The sequence below is a fragment of the Streptomyces sp. NBC_00076 genome (genome assembly GCF_045041235.1).
GTDB lineage: Bacteria > Actinomycetota > Actinomycetes > Streptomycetales > Streptomycetaceae > Streptomyces.
In genome coordinates this window covers 3,141,925-3,156,517 of the sequence record NZ_CP108242.1, presented here as the reverse complement: position 1 = coordinate 3,156,517, position 14,593 = coordinate 3,141,925, and the positions used below count along the sequence as shown (strand labels likewise).

Annotated in this window: 13 protein-coding genes; 10 read left to right on the top strand and 3 right to left on the bottom strand. The window is 68.7% G+C overall.

Annotated elements, in window-relative coordinates:
* Positions 1-70 precede the first annotated feature (70 nt).
* Positions 71-2,818 (bottom strand): pyruvate dehydrogenase (acetyl-transferring), homodimeric type, encoded by a 2,748-nt coding sequence (gene aceE, locus OHA64_RS14380; protein ID WP_405612899.1) that lies wholly within the window; start codon positions 2,816-2,818, stop codon positions 71-73.
* Between the two features lie 400 nt (positions 2,819-3,218).
* On the opposite strand from aceE, the gene OHA64_RS14375 reads away from it, so the two are divergent.
* The 7 genes from OHA64_RS14375 to OHA64_RS14345 all read left to right on the top strand — a co-directional run bounded on the left by OHA64_RS14375 (position 3,219) and on the right by OHA64_RS14345 (position 8,189).
* Positions 3,219-3,656, top strand: coding sequence for a DUF3052 domain-containing protein (locus OHA64_RS14375; RefSeq protein ID WP_356766479.1), 438 nt, complete (start codon positions 3,219-3,221; stop codon positions 3,654-3,656).
* A 207-nt stretch (positions 3,657-3,863) separates the two neighbouring features.
* Positions 3,864-4,322, top strand: coding sequence for a peroxiredoxin (locus OHA64_RS14370; RefSeq protein WP_405612897.1), 459 nt, complete (start codon positions 3,864-3,866; stop codon positions 4,320-4,322).
* Positions 4,323-4,435: 113 nt separating this feature from the next.
* Positions 4,436-5,011: a calcium homeostasis/redox stress adaptation protein gene (locus OHA64_RS14365; RefSeq protein ID WP_405612895.1), complete on the top strand. Its 576-nt coding sequence runs from the start codon at positions 4,436-4,438 to the stop codon at positions 5,009-5,011.
* 99 nt (positions 5,012-5,110) lie between these two features.
* On the top strand, positions 5,111-5,686 hold the full coding sequence (locus OHA64_RS14360) for a TerD family protein (protein WP_405612893.1): 576 nt from the start codon (positions 5,111-5,113) through the stop codon (positions 5,684-5,686).
* A 120-nt stretch (positions 5,687-5,806) separates the two neighbouring features.
* The gene (locus tag OHA64_RS14355) at positions 5,807-6,001 is read left to right on the top strand and encodes a hypothetical protein (RefSeq protein ID WP_405612891.1); all 195 of its coding nucleotides are present in this window, start codon (positions 5,807-5,809) and stop codon (positions 5,999-6,001) included.
* Between the two features lie 169 nt (positions 6,002-6,170).
* The gene (locus tag OHA64_RS14350) at positions 6,171-7,319 is read left to right on the top strand and encodes a DUF475 domain-containing protein (RefSeq protein WP_405612889.1); all 1,149 of its coding nucleotides are present in this window, start codon (positions 6,171-6,173) and stop codon (positions 7,317-7,319) included.
* Between the two features lie 132 nt (positions 7,320-7,451).
* Positions 7,452-8,189 carry a Tellurium resistance gene (locus OHA64_RS14345; protein ID WP_405612887.1) on the top strand — a complete coding sequence of 246 codons (738 nt, stop codon included), beginning with the start codon at positions 7,452-7,454 and terminating at the stop codon, positions 8,187-8,189.
* Between the two features lie 57 nt (positions 8,190-8,246).
* Here OHA64_RS14345 and OHA64_RS14340 read toward each other — a convergent pair whose 3' ends face one another.
* A complete protein-coding gene (locus OHA64_RS14340; protein WP_405612885.1) occupies positions 8,247-9,104 on the bottom strand; it encodes a TerD family protein in 858 nt (285 codons plus the stop codon).
* 208 nt (positions 9,105-9,312) lie between these two features.
* Between OHA64_RS14340 and OHA64_RS14335 the strand changes: the two genes are divergently transcribed.
* The 3 genes from OHA64_RS14335 to OHA64_RS14325 are packed head-to-tail and all read left to right on the top strand — an operon-like array spanning position 9,313 to position 13,804.
* A complete protein-coding gene (locus OHA64_RS14335) occupies positions 9,313-10,479 on the top strand; it encodes an HpcH/HpaI aldolase/citrate lyase family protein (protein WP_405612883.1) in 1,167 nt (388 codons plus the stop codon).
* A gap of 38 nt (positions 10,480-10,517) precedes the next feature.
* Positions 10,518-12,989, top strand: a complete 2,472-nt coding sequence (locus tag OHA64_RS14330) for a phosphoribosyltransferase (RefSeq protein ID WP_405612881.1) — start codon at positions 10,518-10,520, stop codon at positions 12,987-12,989.
* A complete protein-coding gene (locus OHA64_RS14325) occupies positions 12,989-13,804 on the top strand; it encodes an HAD family hydrolase (protein WP_405612879.1) in 816 nt (271 codons plus the stop codon). The genes OHA64_RS14330 and OHA64_RS14325 overlap by 1 nt, the downstream gene beginning before the upstream one ends.
* 51 nt (positions 13,805-13,855) lie before the next feature.
* Here the strand turns inward: OHA64_RS14325 and OHA64_RS14320 are convergent, their stop codons facing one another.
* Positions 13,856-14,533 (bottom strand): DedA family protein, encoded by a 678-nt coding sequence (locus OHA64_RS14320; RefSeq protein ID WP_405612877.1) that lies wholly within the window; start codon positions 14,531-14,533, stop codon positions 13,856-13,858.
* Between the last annotated feature and the right edge of the window lie 60 nt (positions 14,534-14,593).

Below are 14,593 nucleotides of genomic sequence, written 5' to 3'. Positions count from 1 at the left end.
AGGGGGGCGGAGCCGCCAGGCTCCGCCCCCCTTACTCTCTCGAGCTTCGCCGCTCAAGCCGAGCGTGACGCTACGCGTCGCCGCCCGCGGCCCCCGGATCGGCAGCCGACACGTCGAGCAGCTGGTACCGGTCGATCGCCTGCTTCAGCACCGACCGGTCGACCTTGCCCTCCCTGGCCAGCTCGGTCAGCACGCCCACCACGATCGACTGGGCGTCGATGTGGAAGAACCGCCGGGCCGCGCCACGGGTGTCCGCGAACCCGAAACCGTCGGCGCCCAGCGACTGGTACCTCCCCGGCACCCACCGCGCGATCTGGTCCGGAACCGACCGCATCCAGTCGGAGACGGCCACGAACGGTCCCTCCGCGCCGGTCAGCTTCCGCGTCACATACGGCACCCGCTGCTCCTCCTCGGGGTGCAGCAGGTTGTGCTCCTCGCAGGCCACGGCCTCGCGCCGCAGTTCGTTCCAGGAGGTCGCCGACCAGACGTCCGCCTTGACGTCCCACTCCTCGGCGAGGATCTTCTGCGCCTCGATCGCCCACGGAACCGCCACGCCCGACGCCATGATCTGCGCCGGAATCGATCCCGAGGTGCCCGCGCTGAAGCGGTGGATGCCCTTGACGATGCCCTCGGCGTCCACGTTCGCCGGCTCGGCCGGGTGCTGGATCGGCTCGTTGTAGACGGTGAGGTAGTAGAAGACGTCCTCGCCGTGCGGGTGCTCCTCGGAGCCGCCGTACATCCGCCGCAGGCCGTCCTGCACGATGTGCGCGATCTCGAAGCCGTAGGCGGGGTCGTATGCCACACAGCCCGGGTTGGTCGAGGCGAGCAGCTGGGAGTGGCCGTCCGCGTGCTGGAGGCCCTCACCGGTCAGGGTCGTACGACCGGCGGTCGCGCCCAGAACGAAACCGCGCGCCAACTGGTCGGACATCTGCCAGAACTGGTCACCGGTGCGCTGGAAACCGAACATCGAGTAGAAGACGTACACCGGGATGAGCGGTTCGCCGTGTGTGGCGTACGCCGAACCCGCCGCGATCAGCGAGGCCGTGCAGCCCGCCTCGGAGATGCCGTCGTGCAGCATCTGCCCCTGCGGCGACTCCTTGTAGGCGAGCAGCAGGTCCCGGTCCACGGCCTCGTACTGCTGGCCGAGGGGGTTGTAGATCTTCGCACTCGGGAAGAAAGAGTCCATACCGAACGTGCGGTACTCGTCCGGCGCGATCAGCACGAACCGCTTGCCAATCTCCTTGTCCCGCATGAGGTCCTTGAGCAGCCGTACAAACGCCATGGTCGTGGCGATGGACTGCTGCCCGGACCCCTTCTTCACGGTCGCGTACGTCTTGTCGTCAGGCAGCCGCAGCGGCTTGGAACGCACCACGCGGGTGGGGACGTACCCGCCGCAGCCCTGCCGGCGGTCGTGCATGTACTGGATCTCCTCCGAGTCCCGGCCCGGGTGGTAGTACGGCGGCGCGCCGGACTCCAGTTCCTTGTCGGAGATCGGCAGGTGCAGGCGGTCGCGGAAGCGCTTGAGGTCGTCGACCGTCAGCTTCTTCATCTGGTGCGTGGCGTTGCGGCCCTCGAAGTTCGGGCCCAGCGTCCAGCCCTTGATGGTCTTCGCGAGGATCACCGTGGGCTGGCCCTTGTGCTCCACGGCCGCCTTGTACGCCGCGAAGATCTTGCGGTGGTCGTGACCGCCGCGGCCCAGGTGCAGGATCTGGTCGTCGGTCATGTTCTCGACCATCGCGCGCAGCCGGTGGTCGTCGCCGAAGAAGTGGTCGCGGATGTACGAGCCGGTCTCGGTGGCGTACGTCTGGAACTGGCCGTCCGGCGTGGTGTTCATCTTGTTGACCAGCACGCCGTCGCGGTCCTGCGCGAGCAGCGGGTCCCAGGTGCGGTCCCAGACCAGCTTGATCACGTTCCAGCCGGCACCCCGGAAGATCGACTCCAGCTCCTGGATGATCTTTCCGTTGCCGCGCACCGGGCCGTCGAGCCGCTGCAGGTTGCAGTTGACCACGAAGGTGAGGTTGTCCAGGCCCTCACGGGCGGCGATGGACAGCTGGCCGAGCGACTCGGGCTCGTCCATCTCGCCGTCGCCGAGGAACGCCCAGACGTGCGACTTCGAGGTGTCGGCGATGTCGCGCGCGTGCATGTAGCGGTTCATCCGCGCCTGGAAGATCGCGCCGATCGGACCGAGGCCCATCGACACCGTCGGGAACTCCCAGAAGTCCGGCATCAGCCGCGGGTGCGGATAGCTGGACAGTCCGTGCGGGGCCTTCGACTTCTCCTGCCGGAACGCGTCGAGGTTGCCCTCGCTGAGGCGGTCCAGCAGGAACGCGCGGGCGTAGATGCCCGGCGAGGCGTGGCCCTGGAAGAAGACCTGGTCGCCGCCGTCGCCCTCGTCCTTGCCGCGGAAGAAGTGGTTGAAGCCGACGTCGTAGAGCGAGGCGGAGGAGGCGAAGGTGGCGATGTGGCCGCCGACGCCGATGCCGGGCCGCTGGGCGCGCGAGACCATCACCGCGGCGTTCCAGCGGGTGGCGTTGAGGATCCGGCGCTCGATCTCCTCGTTGCCGGGGAAGAACGGCTCGCTCTTGGTCGGGATCGTGTTGACGTAGTCCGTGCTGCGCATCTCGGGCACGGCCACGCGCTTCTCGCGGGCCCGCTCGATCAGCCGCAGCATCAGATAGCGGGCACGCTCCCGGCCGCGCTCGTCGACGGCGGCGTCGAGGGAGTCGAGCCACTCCTGGGTTTCCTCGGGGTCGAAGTCAGGAACCTGACTCGGAAGGCCGCCAATGATGATCGGATTGCGATCGGATCCGGAAGCCACGCTGTTCCTTACCTGTCAGAGGGCTGCATTTCCCTGGGGTTCGCTGAGTTTTCGGTTATGCCTGCACCGTTCCCCATCGTGTACCTCGGGGCGGCAAACGTCACCTCTACTGTGGGGTAACCCGGTCCTGGTCCAGCACGCGGTCCAGGACTCTGTCTCCGGCTTGGTCCCCATGGATGGTTCCCAAACACCCAAACAGGGCAGAAAGGTGTGTGCTGTGTCACCCCAGGGTCGGGATGGTGTGCCGTAAGTTGAGGCGACACCGCCCGGAAAGTCACCGTTTCGGCGGTCTCGGCGGCCGGGTACTTGCGCGATCCGCCCGGCCCGTGTGGACTACGGCCAACGCTTCGCGCACGCGCGAGGCTGAGACATTCACCAAAACATGATCAGGAGGCAACCCGTGAGCGCGACCGCGGACCACGCGGAGGAGCGGACGAACCCTGCCGTCAGGCTGGGGTTCCAGCCCGAGCAGGTGGTCCAGGAGATCGGCTACGACGACGACGTAGACCAGGAACTCCGCGAGGCCATTGAGGAAGTCATCGGCAGCGACCTTGTGGATGAGGACTACGACGATGTAGCCGATGCCGTGGTGCTGTGGTTCCGCGACGAGGACGGCGACCTGACAGATGTGCTGGTGGACGCCATCACGTACATCGAGGAGGGCGGCTCGATCCTGCTGCTGACGCCGAAGACCGGCCGGGACGGCTACGTGGAGCCGAGCGACATCTCCGAAGCCGCGACGACCGCCGGGCTCTCCGCGTCGAAGAGCGTCAGCGTCGGCAAGGACTGGAGCGGCAGCCGGCTGGTGACGCCGAAGGCCGCCAAGACGAAGAAGTAACCCCGACAGCTGCACGACATCGGACGGGTCGGCATCGCCGGCCCGTCCGATGCCGTGCGGTGATCGCCGCGTAGGCAGTGCCCTTCGGACCGGCCCGACTCGGAGCCGCGGCGGCCGTCCGGCCCCGCGTCCCCAGGGTGGTCCGAAGCCACGTCCTAGGGTGGGTGCCACCCGAACAGCCCCACCCATCGAAGGGACATCCAGGAGATGGCGATCCAGGTCGGCGACAAGGCCCCCGACTTCGAGCTCAAGGACAACCACGGCGCCACCGTGAAGCTGTCCGACTTCCGCGGTGCCAAGAATGTCGTACTGCTGTTCTACCCCTTCGCCTTCACCGGTGTGTGCACCGGCGAGCTGTGCGAGCTGCGCGACCACCTTCCGCAGTTCTCCGAACGCGACACCCAGCTGCTCGCGGTGTCGAACGACTCCATCCACACCCTGCGGGTCTTCGCCGAGCAGGAGGGCCTCGAGTACCCGCTGCTGAGCGACTTCTGGCCGCATGGCGAGGTCTCCCGGGCCTACGACGTCTTCGCCGAGGACAAGGGCTGCGCGGTGCGCGGCACCTTCGTCATCGACAAGGAGGGCGTAGTCCGCTGGACCGTCGTCAACGCCCTGCCGGACGCGCGTGACCTGAACGAGTACGTCAAGGCGCTCGACACCCTGTGATTGTTCGGGTCCAGGGACTGCGGGGTGCGGGAACCCGTCACTAGGATCGACTCGTTGATCCGACATCAGACGTACGACGGGGCTCCCCGCCCCCGGACACCAATGGAGGACTCGTGGGAGTCAGCCTCAGCAAGGGCGGCAACGTATCGCTGACCAAGGAGGCCCCGGGCCTGACCGCGGTCATCGTCGGTCTGGGGTGGGACGTCCGCACCACCACCGGCACCGACTTCGACCTGGACGCCAGCGCGCTGCTGGTGAACCCGGCCGGCAAGGTCGCGAGTGACGCCAACTTCGTCTTCTTCAACAACCTCAAGAGCCCGGAAGGCTCCGTCGAACACACCGGCGACAACATCACCGGTGAGGGCGAGGGCGACGACGAGCAGATCAAGGTCAACCTCGCCACGGTCCCGGCCGACGTCGACAAGATCGTGTTCCCGGTCTCGATCTACGACGCCGAGAACCGCCAGCAGTCGTTCGGCCAGGTCCGCAACGCGTTCATCCGCGTCGTGAACCAGGCCGGCGAGGCGGAGATCGCGCGTTACGACCTCTCCGAGGACGCCTCCACGGAGACCGCCATGGTCTTCGGCGAGCTGTACCGGCACGGCGCGGAGTGGAAGTTCCGCGCCATCGGCCAGGGCTACGCCTCGGGTCTGCGCGGCATCGCGCAGGACTTCGGCGTGAACGTCTGACCTGCTGAAGGTCTCACCGTCCGGCGTCGCCCTGTTTGGGGGCGGCGCCGGACGTGCAGGACAAGCAGAGAAGTACCGTCTCGGGGAGGGACCAGCAACATGGGCGTCACGCTCGCCAAGGGAGGCAACGTCTCCCTGTCCAAGGCCGCACCCAACCTCACCCAGGTGATGGTCGGGCTCGGCTGGGACGCGCGCTCCACCACCGGAGCCGATTTCGACCTCGACGCCAGTGCCCTGATGTGCAACAACGGCCGGGTGCTCGGCGACGAGTGGTTCATCTTCTACAACCAGCTCAAGAGCCCGGACGGCTCGGTCGAGCACACCGGCGACAACCTCACCGGTGAGGGCGAGGGGGACGACGAGTCGATCCTGATCGACCTGTCCAAGGTGCCGGCCCAGATCGACAAGATCGTGTTCCCGGTCTCGATCCATGACGCCGACAACCGGGGACAGACCTTCGGCCAGGTCAGCAACGCCTTCATCCGCGTGGTCAACCAGGCCGACGGCCAGGAGCTCGCACGCTACGACCTCAGTGAGGACGCCTCCACGGAGACCGCGATGATCTTCGGTGAGGTCTATCGCCACCAGGGCGAATGGAAGTTCCGGGCCGTGGGGCAGGGGTACGCGTCGGGGCTGCGAGGCATCGCTCTAGACTTCGGAGTCAACGTTTCGTAACGCTGAGTGCGGGTGGCTGCACCTCGGCGTAACGAGGAGAGCCACCTGCTGCGCCTAGGAAACGAGGCAGGTGGCTCTCCGGAACCTCACCGACCGTGGAAGGACGGGAGTCCGGTCATTATGCCCAGTTCGAAGCAGCGCAGCGAAACGACCCCAGTCGGCGAACGCCTCGGCCCGCTGGCCCACGCTCTGATGTACTGCGGCGCCCTGGCCGCCGGAGTCGTGTTGATCGTGACCGGTCGGGCCACGCCCGTCGAGGCCTCCGGTTACATCTCGCCGTTCCTGGTGATCTTCGAGAGGGTGGTGCGTAGCTAGTCGCAACCTCTCCGACCTGTGCTTTCTCCGGCCGGATGCCCCAAAAGGTCCGGTCGGAGGGCCGCACTCTAGACTCGTGGTCAATATTGAGTAAAGCCGAGTACGGCGCGGGGGAAACCCTCCCCCAGACTTCGTCTGGGGGAGCCCCCAACACACGATTGGGTAGCCAGTGCTTCTGAAAACCTTTGGCTGGTCGTTCGCGGTCACCGCGCTCGGCCTGGTCGCGGCGGTCTTCTACGGGGGGTGGACCGCCTTCGGAATCGTGGCGATCCTCTCCGTCCTCGAGATCTCCCTTTCCTTCGACAACGCGGTGGTCAACGCCGGGATCCTGAAGAAGATGAGTGCCTTCTGGCAGAAGATCTTCCTCACGATCGGTGTCCTCATCGCCGTCTTCGGCATGCGGCTCGTGTTCCCGGTCGTCATCGTCGCCATCAGCGCCAAGATCGGCCCGATAGACGCGGTCGACCTCGCTCTCAACGACAAGGACCAGTACCAGCAGCTCGTCACCGACGCCCACCCGTCGATCGCCGCCTTCGGCGGCATGTTCCTGCTGATGATCTTCCTCGACTTCATCTTCGAGGACCGTGACATCAAGTGGCTCGCCTGGCTGGAGCGCCCGCTGGCCAAGCTCGGCAAGGTCGACATGCTGTCGGTCTGCATCGCCCTCATCGTTCTGCTGATCACCGCCTTCACGTTCGCCACCCATGCTCACCAGCACGGCGGAGCGCATGCCGACAAGGCACAGACGGTCCTGATCTCGGGCATCGCCGGCCTGATCACCTACATGATCGTCGGCGGCCTCTCCGGCTACTTCGAGGACAAACTCGAGGAAGAGGAGGAACGCGAACACGAGCAGGAGGAAGAGGCCGCGCGCACCGGCAAGAAGCGCCCGGCGATCGTCCTGGCCGGCCAGGCCGCGTTCTTCATGTTCCTCTACCTCGAGGTCCTGGACGCGTCCTTCTCCTTCGACGGCGTCATCGGCGCCTTCGCCGTCACCAACGACATCGTCCTGATGGCACTCGGTCTCGGCATCGGCGCCATGTACGTCCGGTCGCTCACCGTGTACCTGGTCCGTCAGGGCACTCTCGACGACTACGTCTACCTGGAGCACGGCGCGCACTACGCGATCGGCGCGCTGGCCGTGCTCCTCCTGGTCACCATCCAGTACCAGATCCACGAGGTCATCACCGGCCTCATCGGCGTCGTCCTGATCGCCTGGTCCTTCTGGTCCTCCGTGCGCCGCAACAAGGCCCTGGCAGCGGCCGAGGGAAAAGCGGCGGGCTCGGACGAGAAGACTGAGGTCTCGTCCGGGGTGTGATCAGCTTCTGAGTGAGGAACGCTCTGTGCGGGGCGGTGTCGGGGACGACTCCCCGGTGCCGCCCCGTCGGTCGTCAAGGACGGCGGGTGCGCGATTGCCTGCGGTTCCTTCAAGTGGAACGTGGGGGCGGGAATGGGCTTCTTCGACGGACTGAGGCGCGGGCGCGAGACCGACTTCGACTCGGGCGACGCCGCCACCAACTCGATCGAACTGACCAAACGGCACAGCCAGGTCTCCCTCACCAAGCAGGGCGCGGCCAACGGCCATCTGCGCGTCAACCTGGCCTGGCGGATGCGGACCTCCGACATGGGCGGGTCCCCGCGGGAGAGCCTGCTCCGGCATCCCTTCAAGGCGCTGAAACCGCCGGAGGTCCTCGGGCACAGCCAGAGCATGGTCAACGTCGACCTCGACCTGGGCTGCCTCTACGAACTCCAGGACGGCACGAAGGGCGTCGTGCAGCCCCTGGGGGGTTACCTGGGCGAGATCAACGGGGCACCGTACGTAAAACTCAGCGGCGACGACCGGTTCGGGTCGGCGTCCGGCGAGACGATGTACGTCAATCTCGACCACCGCGACGCCATCAAGCGGTTGCTGGTCTTCGTCTACATCTACGACCAGACGCCGGCCTTCGACCGTACGCACGCGATCGTCACGTTGTACCCGAGCAACGGGCCGCGGATCGAGATACATCTCGACGAGCGGCATCCCCAGGCCCGGTCCTGCGCGGTGGTGACGATAGAGAACGTGAAGGGCGAGATGGTGGTCCGGCGCGAGGTGAAGTTCGTGTACGGCTTCCAGGCGGAGCTGGACCGGTTGTACGGGTGGGGACTGCAGTGGGGCAGGGGCTTCAAGACGAAGGCGGAGCGGTGAGCTCCGCGCTCGCGTCCCCCGGGGGCGGGTGTCCTGGGCCCCCGCAGGACGGGTTCGTCACCGCCCGATGAACTGGGGCCCCTGCGGAGGCAGACGGAACTCCGGGTCCGGTGCGGTGGCCGTCGCCTGCGGGTAGCCGTAGGCGGGCGGGCTGGTCGGGTGCGGATAGCCGTACGACGGCTGGACCGTGGCCACGGCGGCGGGCTGCTGGGGGTAGCCGTAAGCCGGCTGCGTGGGGACGCCGGCCGGCTGTTCCGGGGGCAGAGGCTGGGAGGAGAGCTCGGAGGCATGCTGGGTCGGGGCGGGCGGGGCCGGGACGATCGCGGTCGCCCCGATCTCGGACGCCTCCTCCGGTCCGTCCGCGAGGCCGTCCGACTCGTCCACCGAGATGCCGTAGTCGGTCGCCAGACCCTGCAGGCCGTTGGAGTAGCCCTCGCCCAGCGCGCGGAACTTCCAGCCGTCGCCACGCCGGTACAGCTCACCGCAGATCAGGGCGGTCTCCTCGCCCGTCGTCGGCCGGACGTCGAAGTAGGCCAGCGGCTCACCATCGGCGACCGTGGCGTCGTACAGCAGAATGCGCAGGCTCTGCACGCGGTCGAAGGTGACGTCGTCCGCCGAAGCCACCAGGTAGATCTGGGTGACGTCGGGCTCGACGCCGGCGAGATCTGTCTGGATCGTGTCGGTGAGGCCCTCGGCGACGCGTTTCTTGCCCAGTCGCCAGACCTTGCTGGAAGGATGCCGGGGCTGGTTGTAGAAGACGAAGTCCTCGTCGGATCGCACCCGGCCGTCGGCGCCGATGAGCAGCGCCGAGGCATCGACGTCCGGAACGCCCTGCCCAGGCGCCCAGCGCAGTACTGCGCGTACCGTGGTGGTGGCGAGCGGGACGTTCGACCCCTTCAGCATCGCGTGCGTCATACCGTCATCCTGCCTTCTCGGTCCTGGTCACGACAACGCGGGGGTGGCGGATCGCCGGAGATTCCGTCGGTCCGTCAACGCGGCTGTGTTCGCCCGCGTTACCAGAAATTCATGCCTGGCGGGAACCCTTGACATGGATCTCTACGTACTATTACCGGCCACCTGTGAACCGCTCGCAGGGGCCGCTCGGCCACCACGGGGGAGTACCATGCGTCATTTCGGGCACATCGCCCCTGAGGTGCGGCAGCGCCTCTTCCACCGGGAGCCCTGCGCGTTCACCGCGGACTCCCCGACCCGGCTGCTTTCCGCGGCCCTGGGCGCCACGCTCTACAGTCCCGCCACGCGGCCACGGCTCGCCGACGACATCGTCAGGCAGACCGGCCGCGGCGTGGTCTCGATGGTGCTGTGCCTGGAGGACTCCATCGGCGACGAGGACGTCGCGGACGCCGAGGAGAACCTGGTACGACAGTTCACGGACCTCGCCGAACGCGGCCCCGCGGACATCCCGCTGCTGTTCATCCGGGTGCGGGTGCCCGAGCAGATCCCCGATCTCGTACGACGTCTCGGCCCGGCCGCCCGGCTGCTGTCCGGTTTCGTGATGCCGAAGTTCACCGAGGAACGCGGCATCCCCTTCCTGGAGGCCCTGCAGAACGCCGAGGCCGAGGGCGGGCGGCGGCTGTTCGCCATGCCGGTGCTGGAGTCGCCGGAGCTGCTGTACCGCGAGTCGCGGGTGCAGACCCTGGAGGGCATCTCCCGCACGGTCGACAAGTACCGCGAGCGGGTGCTGGCGCTGCGCCTGGGCGTGACCGACTTCTGCTCCTCGTACGGTCTGCGCAGGGCCCCGGACATGACCGCGTGGGACGTGCAGATCGTCGCCTCCGTGATCTCCGACGTGGTGAACATGCTGGGGCGGGCCGACGGCACCGGATTCACGGTGACCGGACCGGTGTGGGAGTACTTCCGCGTGCAGGAGCGCATGTTCAAGCCGCAGCTGCGCCGCAGCCCCTTCCTGGAGGGCCAGGCCGAGGAACTGCGTGAGGCGCTCATCGAGCACTCCATGGACGGGCTGCTGCGCGAGATCACCCTGGACCAGGCCAACGGACTGCTCGGCAAGACCTGCATCCACCCCTCCCACGTGCTGCCGGTGCACGCGCTGTCGGTGGTCAGTCACGAGGAGTTCAGTGACGCCCAGGACATCCTGCGGCCCGAGCGGGGCGGCGGCGGGGTGCTGAGGTCGGCGTACACGAACAAGATGAACGAAGTGAAGCCGCATCGCGCCTGGGCGGAGCGGACCGTGCTGCGCGCCGAGGTGTTCGGGGTGGCGAACGAGGACATCGGTTTCGTGGAGCTCCTCGCCGCCGGGATCCCGGCCTGAACCGGCTCTCTCTCCACCGGCCTCTACTCAAGGGACGTATGAACAACGCAGTGAACGACGGGGTGTGGTCCGGCAGTTGGGTCGCCGAGCGGCTCGGCGTCGAGCTCCTGGGCGACGACGACCTGACGGACCTGCTGGGGCTGGCACTGCGCCGCAACCCCAAGAGGGCCCATCTGCTGGTCTCCCATGTGCTCGGCAAACACGTACCGCAGTCGCCGTCCGTGGTGTACGGCTACGGCTTCGACCTCGGCCGACGCGTGCGCGACCTGCTGGGCGCCGACGAGGCGGGCCGGGCGGTCGTCCTCGGGTACGCGGAGACCGCCACCGGTCTCGGCCACTCCGTCGCGGACGGTCTGGGCCCGGCCCCCTATCTGCACTCCACCCGCCGTCCGGTCCCGGGGGTGGACACGGCGGGCGGCTTCGAGGAGTCCCACTCGCACGCCACCTCCCATCTGCTGCTGCCCCAGGACCCGGACCTGCTGGCGGGCGACGGGCCGCTGGTGCTGGTCGACGACGAGTTCTCCACCGGCAACACGGTGTTGAACACCGTCCGGGATCTTCATGAGCGGTATCCGCGGCGGCGGTATGTGGTCGTCGCCCTCGTGGACATGCGCTCGGAGGCGGACGCGGGCCGGTTGGACGACTTCGCCCGGGAGATCGGCGCGAGGGTGGACCTGGTGGCAGCGGCGTCGGGCACCGTAAGGCTGCCCGAGGGGGTCCTGGAGAAGGGCCAAGCCCTGGTGGCAGAGTTCGAGTCGACCCACCTCGGGGCGCGGGGAACCGCGCGACCAGCCCCCACGGAGACCCCCCACCACGTCACCCGAGTCGACCTGCGCTGGCCCCGCGGCCTCCCCGACGGCGGACGACACGGCTTCACCCCCGCGCATCGAATACGCCTGGAGAACGCCCTCCCGGCGATGGCGGCACGCCTCGCCGAGGCGCTCCCGCACGACGCGCACCGAGTGCACGTCCTCGGCTTCGAGGAGCTGATGTACGCACCCCTGCGACTGGCCCGCGAGCTGGAGCAGGTCACGGACGCCGAGGTGCGCTACTCGACCACCACCCGCTCGCCCGTCCTCGCGGTCGACGACCCGGGCTACGCGATACGCAGCCGCCTGGTCTTCCCGGCGCACGACGACCCGGCGGACGGCCCCGGCGAGCGCTACACCTACAACGTGGCGGGCGCCGGCTTCGACGCCGTCGTCGCGGTCGTCGACTCGGCCGCCGACACCCCTGAACTGCACGCGCCGGGCGGCCTGTTGGCCCAGCTCGCGGCACACGTGCCCCAGGTCCTGCTCGCGGTGGTCCCCTCGTACGTCCCCGAACCCCGGTACGTCCCCGAAAGGCCCGCCATGCTGCCCGAGCCCCTCCGCGGCCCAGCCTTCTCCTCGTATCCGCCCGACGAGGTCGGCTGGCTGCTCCAGGACCTCTCGGACGTGACGCTGGAGGCGCCCACCGAGGAGCGCGAGGAGGCCATCCAGAGCGGCGGCGCGCACTACGCCGAGTCGCTGCCGGTGGAGTACCAGCCCAGCGAGCAGTACCAGCAGCTGTTCCACACCGCCCTGGAGGAGTCGGCGGGGCGGCTGGCACGGGCGGTGGGCGCGGTCACCGAGATCGTGCTCGCCGAACGGTCGCCACGGCCCGTCCTGGTGTCGCTGGCCCGCGCGGGCACACCGATCGGCGTGCTGATGCGCCGCTGGGCCCAGTTCCGGCACGGGCTCGACCTGCCGCACTACGCCGTCTCCATCGTGCGCGGTCGCGGCATAGACGCCAACGCGCTGCGCTGGCTGGCCGCCCACCACGACCCCCGTGACGTCGTCTTCGTCGACGGCTGGACCGGCAAGGGCGCCATCACCCGCGAACTCGCCGACGCCCTGAAGGAGTTCGAGGCCTCCGACGGCGTCACCGGCTTCGACCCGGAGATAGCCGTGCTGGCCGACCCCGGCTCGTGCGTACGGACGTACGGCACCCGGGAGGACTTCCTGATTCCCTCCGCCTGCCTCAACTCCACGGTGTCCGGCCTGATCTCCCGTACGGTGCTGCGCGCCGACCTGGTCGGACCGGACGACTTCCACGGCGCGAAGTTCTACCGCGAACTCGCCGGCACCGATGTGTCCGTCGCCTTCCTCGACGCGGTGTCCGCCCGATTCCCGGAGGTCCTGGACGCGGTGGACGCACAGGCCAAGGAGCTGCTGTCCGGCGACCGCGCCCCGACCTGGGAGGGCTGGGCGGCCGTCGAGCGGATCAGCGAGGAGTACGGCATCCACGACGTGAACCTCGTCAAGCCCGGCGTCGGCGAGACCACCCGGGTGCTGCTGCGCCGGGTGCCCTGGAAGATCCTTGCGCGAGCCGGAGCGGGGGCCGACCTGGACCACGTACGCCTGCTCGCCGAACAGAGAGGTGTCCCGGTGGAAGAGGTCGCCGAACTCCCGTACACGTGTGTGGGGTTGATCCACCCGAAGTACACGCGGGGCGCGACCGGCGCCGACGGCCGGGCGGTGACGGTCTGATGCCGGTGCTGGTGGCGAGTGACCTCGACCGCACGCTCATCTACTCCGCAGCGGCCCTCGCGCTGACCATGCCGGACGCGCGGGCGCCCCGGCTGCTCTGCGTCGAGGTGCACGAGGCCAAGCCGCTGTCCTTCATGACGGAGACGGCCGCCGCACTGCTCTCGGAGCTCGGGGACGCCTCGGTCTTCGTGCCGACCACGACCCGCACCCGCAAGCAGTACCAGCGCATCAACCTGCCAGGGCCGCAGCCCACGTACGCGATCTGCGCCAACGGCGGGCACATCCTGGTGGACGGTGTCTCCGACGCCGACTGGCACGCGCGGGTGACGGCGCGGCTGGCCGAGGAGTGCGCCTCGCTGGACGAGGTGCGCGAGCATCTGATGGCGACCGCCGACCCACTGTGGGTGCGCAAGCACCGGATTGCCGAGGACCTCTTCGCCTACCTGGTCGTCGAGCGTGAACTCCTCCCCGAGGAGTGGGTGAAGGAACTCGCGGTCTGGGCGGAGAACCGGGGCTGGACGGTCTCCCTCCAGGGCCGCAAGATCTACGCCGTCCCGAAGCCGCTCACCAAGAGCGCCGCCATGCGCGAGGTCGCCCGCCGCACCGGGGCCGCGCTCACCCTGGCCGCCGGTGACTCGCTCCTCGACGCGGACCTCCTCCTCGCCGCGGACCAGGGCTGGCGCCCGGGGCACGGCGAACTGGCGGAGGCCGACTGGACCGCGCCGGCGATCACCGCCCTTCCCGAGCGGGGTGTGCTCGCGGGGGAGCGGATCCTGCGGGAGTTCCTGCGGGTGGCGCGGCAGGGGACGGTCTGAGGGTCGCCCCTCTGAGGGCGCTCTCGAGGGCGCCCACGGAGGGGGTGGCCTTCAGGCCGCGTGTCCCCGGCCGCCCCGCCCGCGACGGCCCGGTCCCGGTCGCCGCAGCAGACGTACGCCGACGAACGCCAGGACCGCCACGACGGCCACGGCCAGGACGATCTTCGAGTAGGCGGAGACGACCGACGTGACCTGCGCCCAGTTGTCGCCCAGGGCGTACCCGGCGAGCACGAAGGCGGTGTTCCAGATCGCGCTGCCCAGCGTGGTCAGGCCGAGGAACACCGGCAGTGGCATGCGCTCGACGCCCGCGGGCACCGAGATCAGGCTGCGGAAGATCGGGATCATCCGGCCGAAGAACACCGCCTTGGTGCCGTGCCGCAGGAACCACGCCTCGGTCTTCTCGATGTCCGCGACCTTCACCAGCGGCAGCCGGGCCGCGATCGCGACCGTGCGGTCACGCCCGAGCAGCGCACCGACCCCGTACAGCGCCAGCGCGCCGACCACCGAACCCGCCGTCGTCCACAGCAGGACGGCGAGCAGGCCCATCCGCCCGCTGCCGACCGCGAAACCCGCGAGCGGCAGGATCACCTCGCTGGGCAGCGGAGGGAAGAGGTTCTCCAGGGCGATGGCGATGCCAGCGCCGGGGGCGCCCAGCGTGTCCATGAGGTCGTTGACCCATTGCGGGGCCGCACCCCCGTCGGTGGTCGTCCGCGCTGCGATCGCTGTCATGCGGGCACGGTAGGAAATCCTGGCTGAAGGGAACCTGAGGAGGCCCGGCCCGAACGGCCG

What these genes read in the sequence shown, in the direction of transcription:
- OHA64_RS14325 (WP_405612879.1), top strand. Translation starts at nt 12,989, where the DNA reads ATGCCGGTGCTGGTGGCGAGTGACCTCGACCGCACGCTCATCTACTCC.
- OHA64_RS14360 (WP_405612893.1), top strand. Translation starts at nt 5,111, where the DNA reads ATGGGCGTCACGCTCGCCAAGGGAGGCAACGTCTCCCTGTCCAAGGCC.
- OHA64_RS14335 (WP_405612883.1), top strand. Translation starts at nt 9,313, where the DNA reads ATGCGTCATTTCGGGCACATCGCCCCTGAGGTGCGGCAGCGCCTCTTC.
- OHA64_RS14340 (WP_405612885.1), bottom strand. Translation starts at nt 9,104, where the DNA reads ATGACGCACGCGATGCTGAAGGGGTCGAACGTCCCGCTCGCCACCACC.
- OHA64_RS14345 (WP_405612887.1), top strand. Translation starts at nt 7,452, where the DNA reads ATGGGCTTCTTCGACGGACTGAGGCGCGGGCGCGAGACCGACTTCGAC.
- OHA64_RS14370 (WP_405612897.1), top strand. Translation starts at nt 3,864, where the DNA reads ATGGCGATCCAGGTCGGCGACAAGGCCCCCGACTTCGAGCTCAAGGAC.
- OHA64_RS14320 (WP_405612877.1), bottom strand. Translation starts at nt 14,533, where the DNA reads ATGACAGCGATCGCAGCGCGGACGACCACCGACGGGGGTGCGGCCCCG.
- OHA64_RS14355 (WP_405612891.1), top strand. Translation starts at nt 5,807, where the DNA reads ATGCCCAGTTCGAAGCAGCGCAGCGAAACGACCCCAGTCGGCGAACGC.
- OHA64_RS14330 (WP_405612881.1), top strand. Translation starts at nt 10,518, where the DNA reads ATGAACAACGCAGTGAACGACGGGGTGTGGTCCGGCAGTTGGGTCGCC.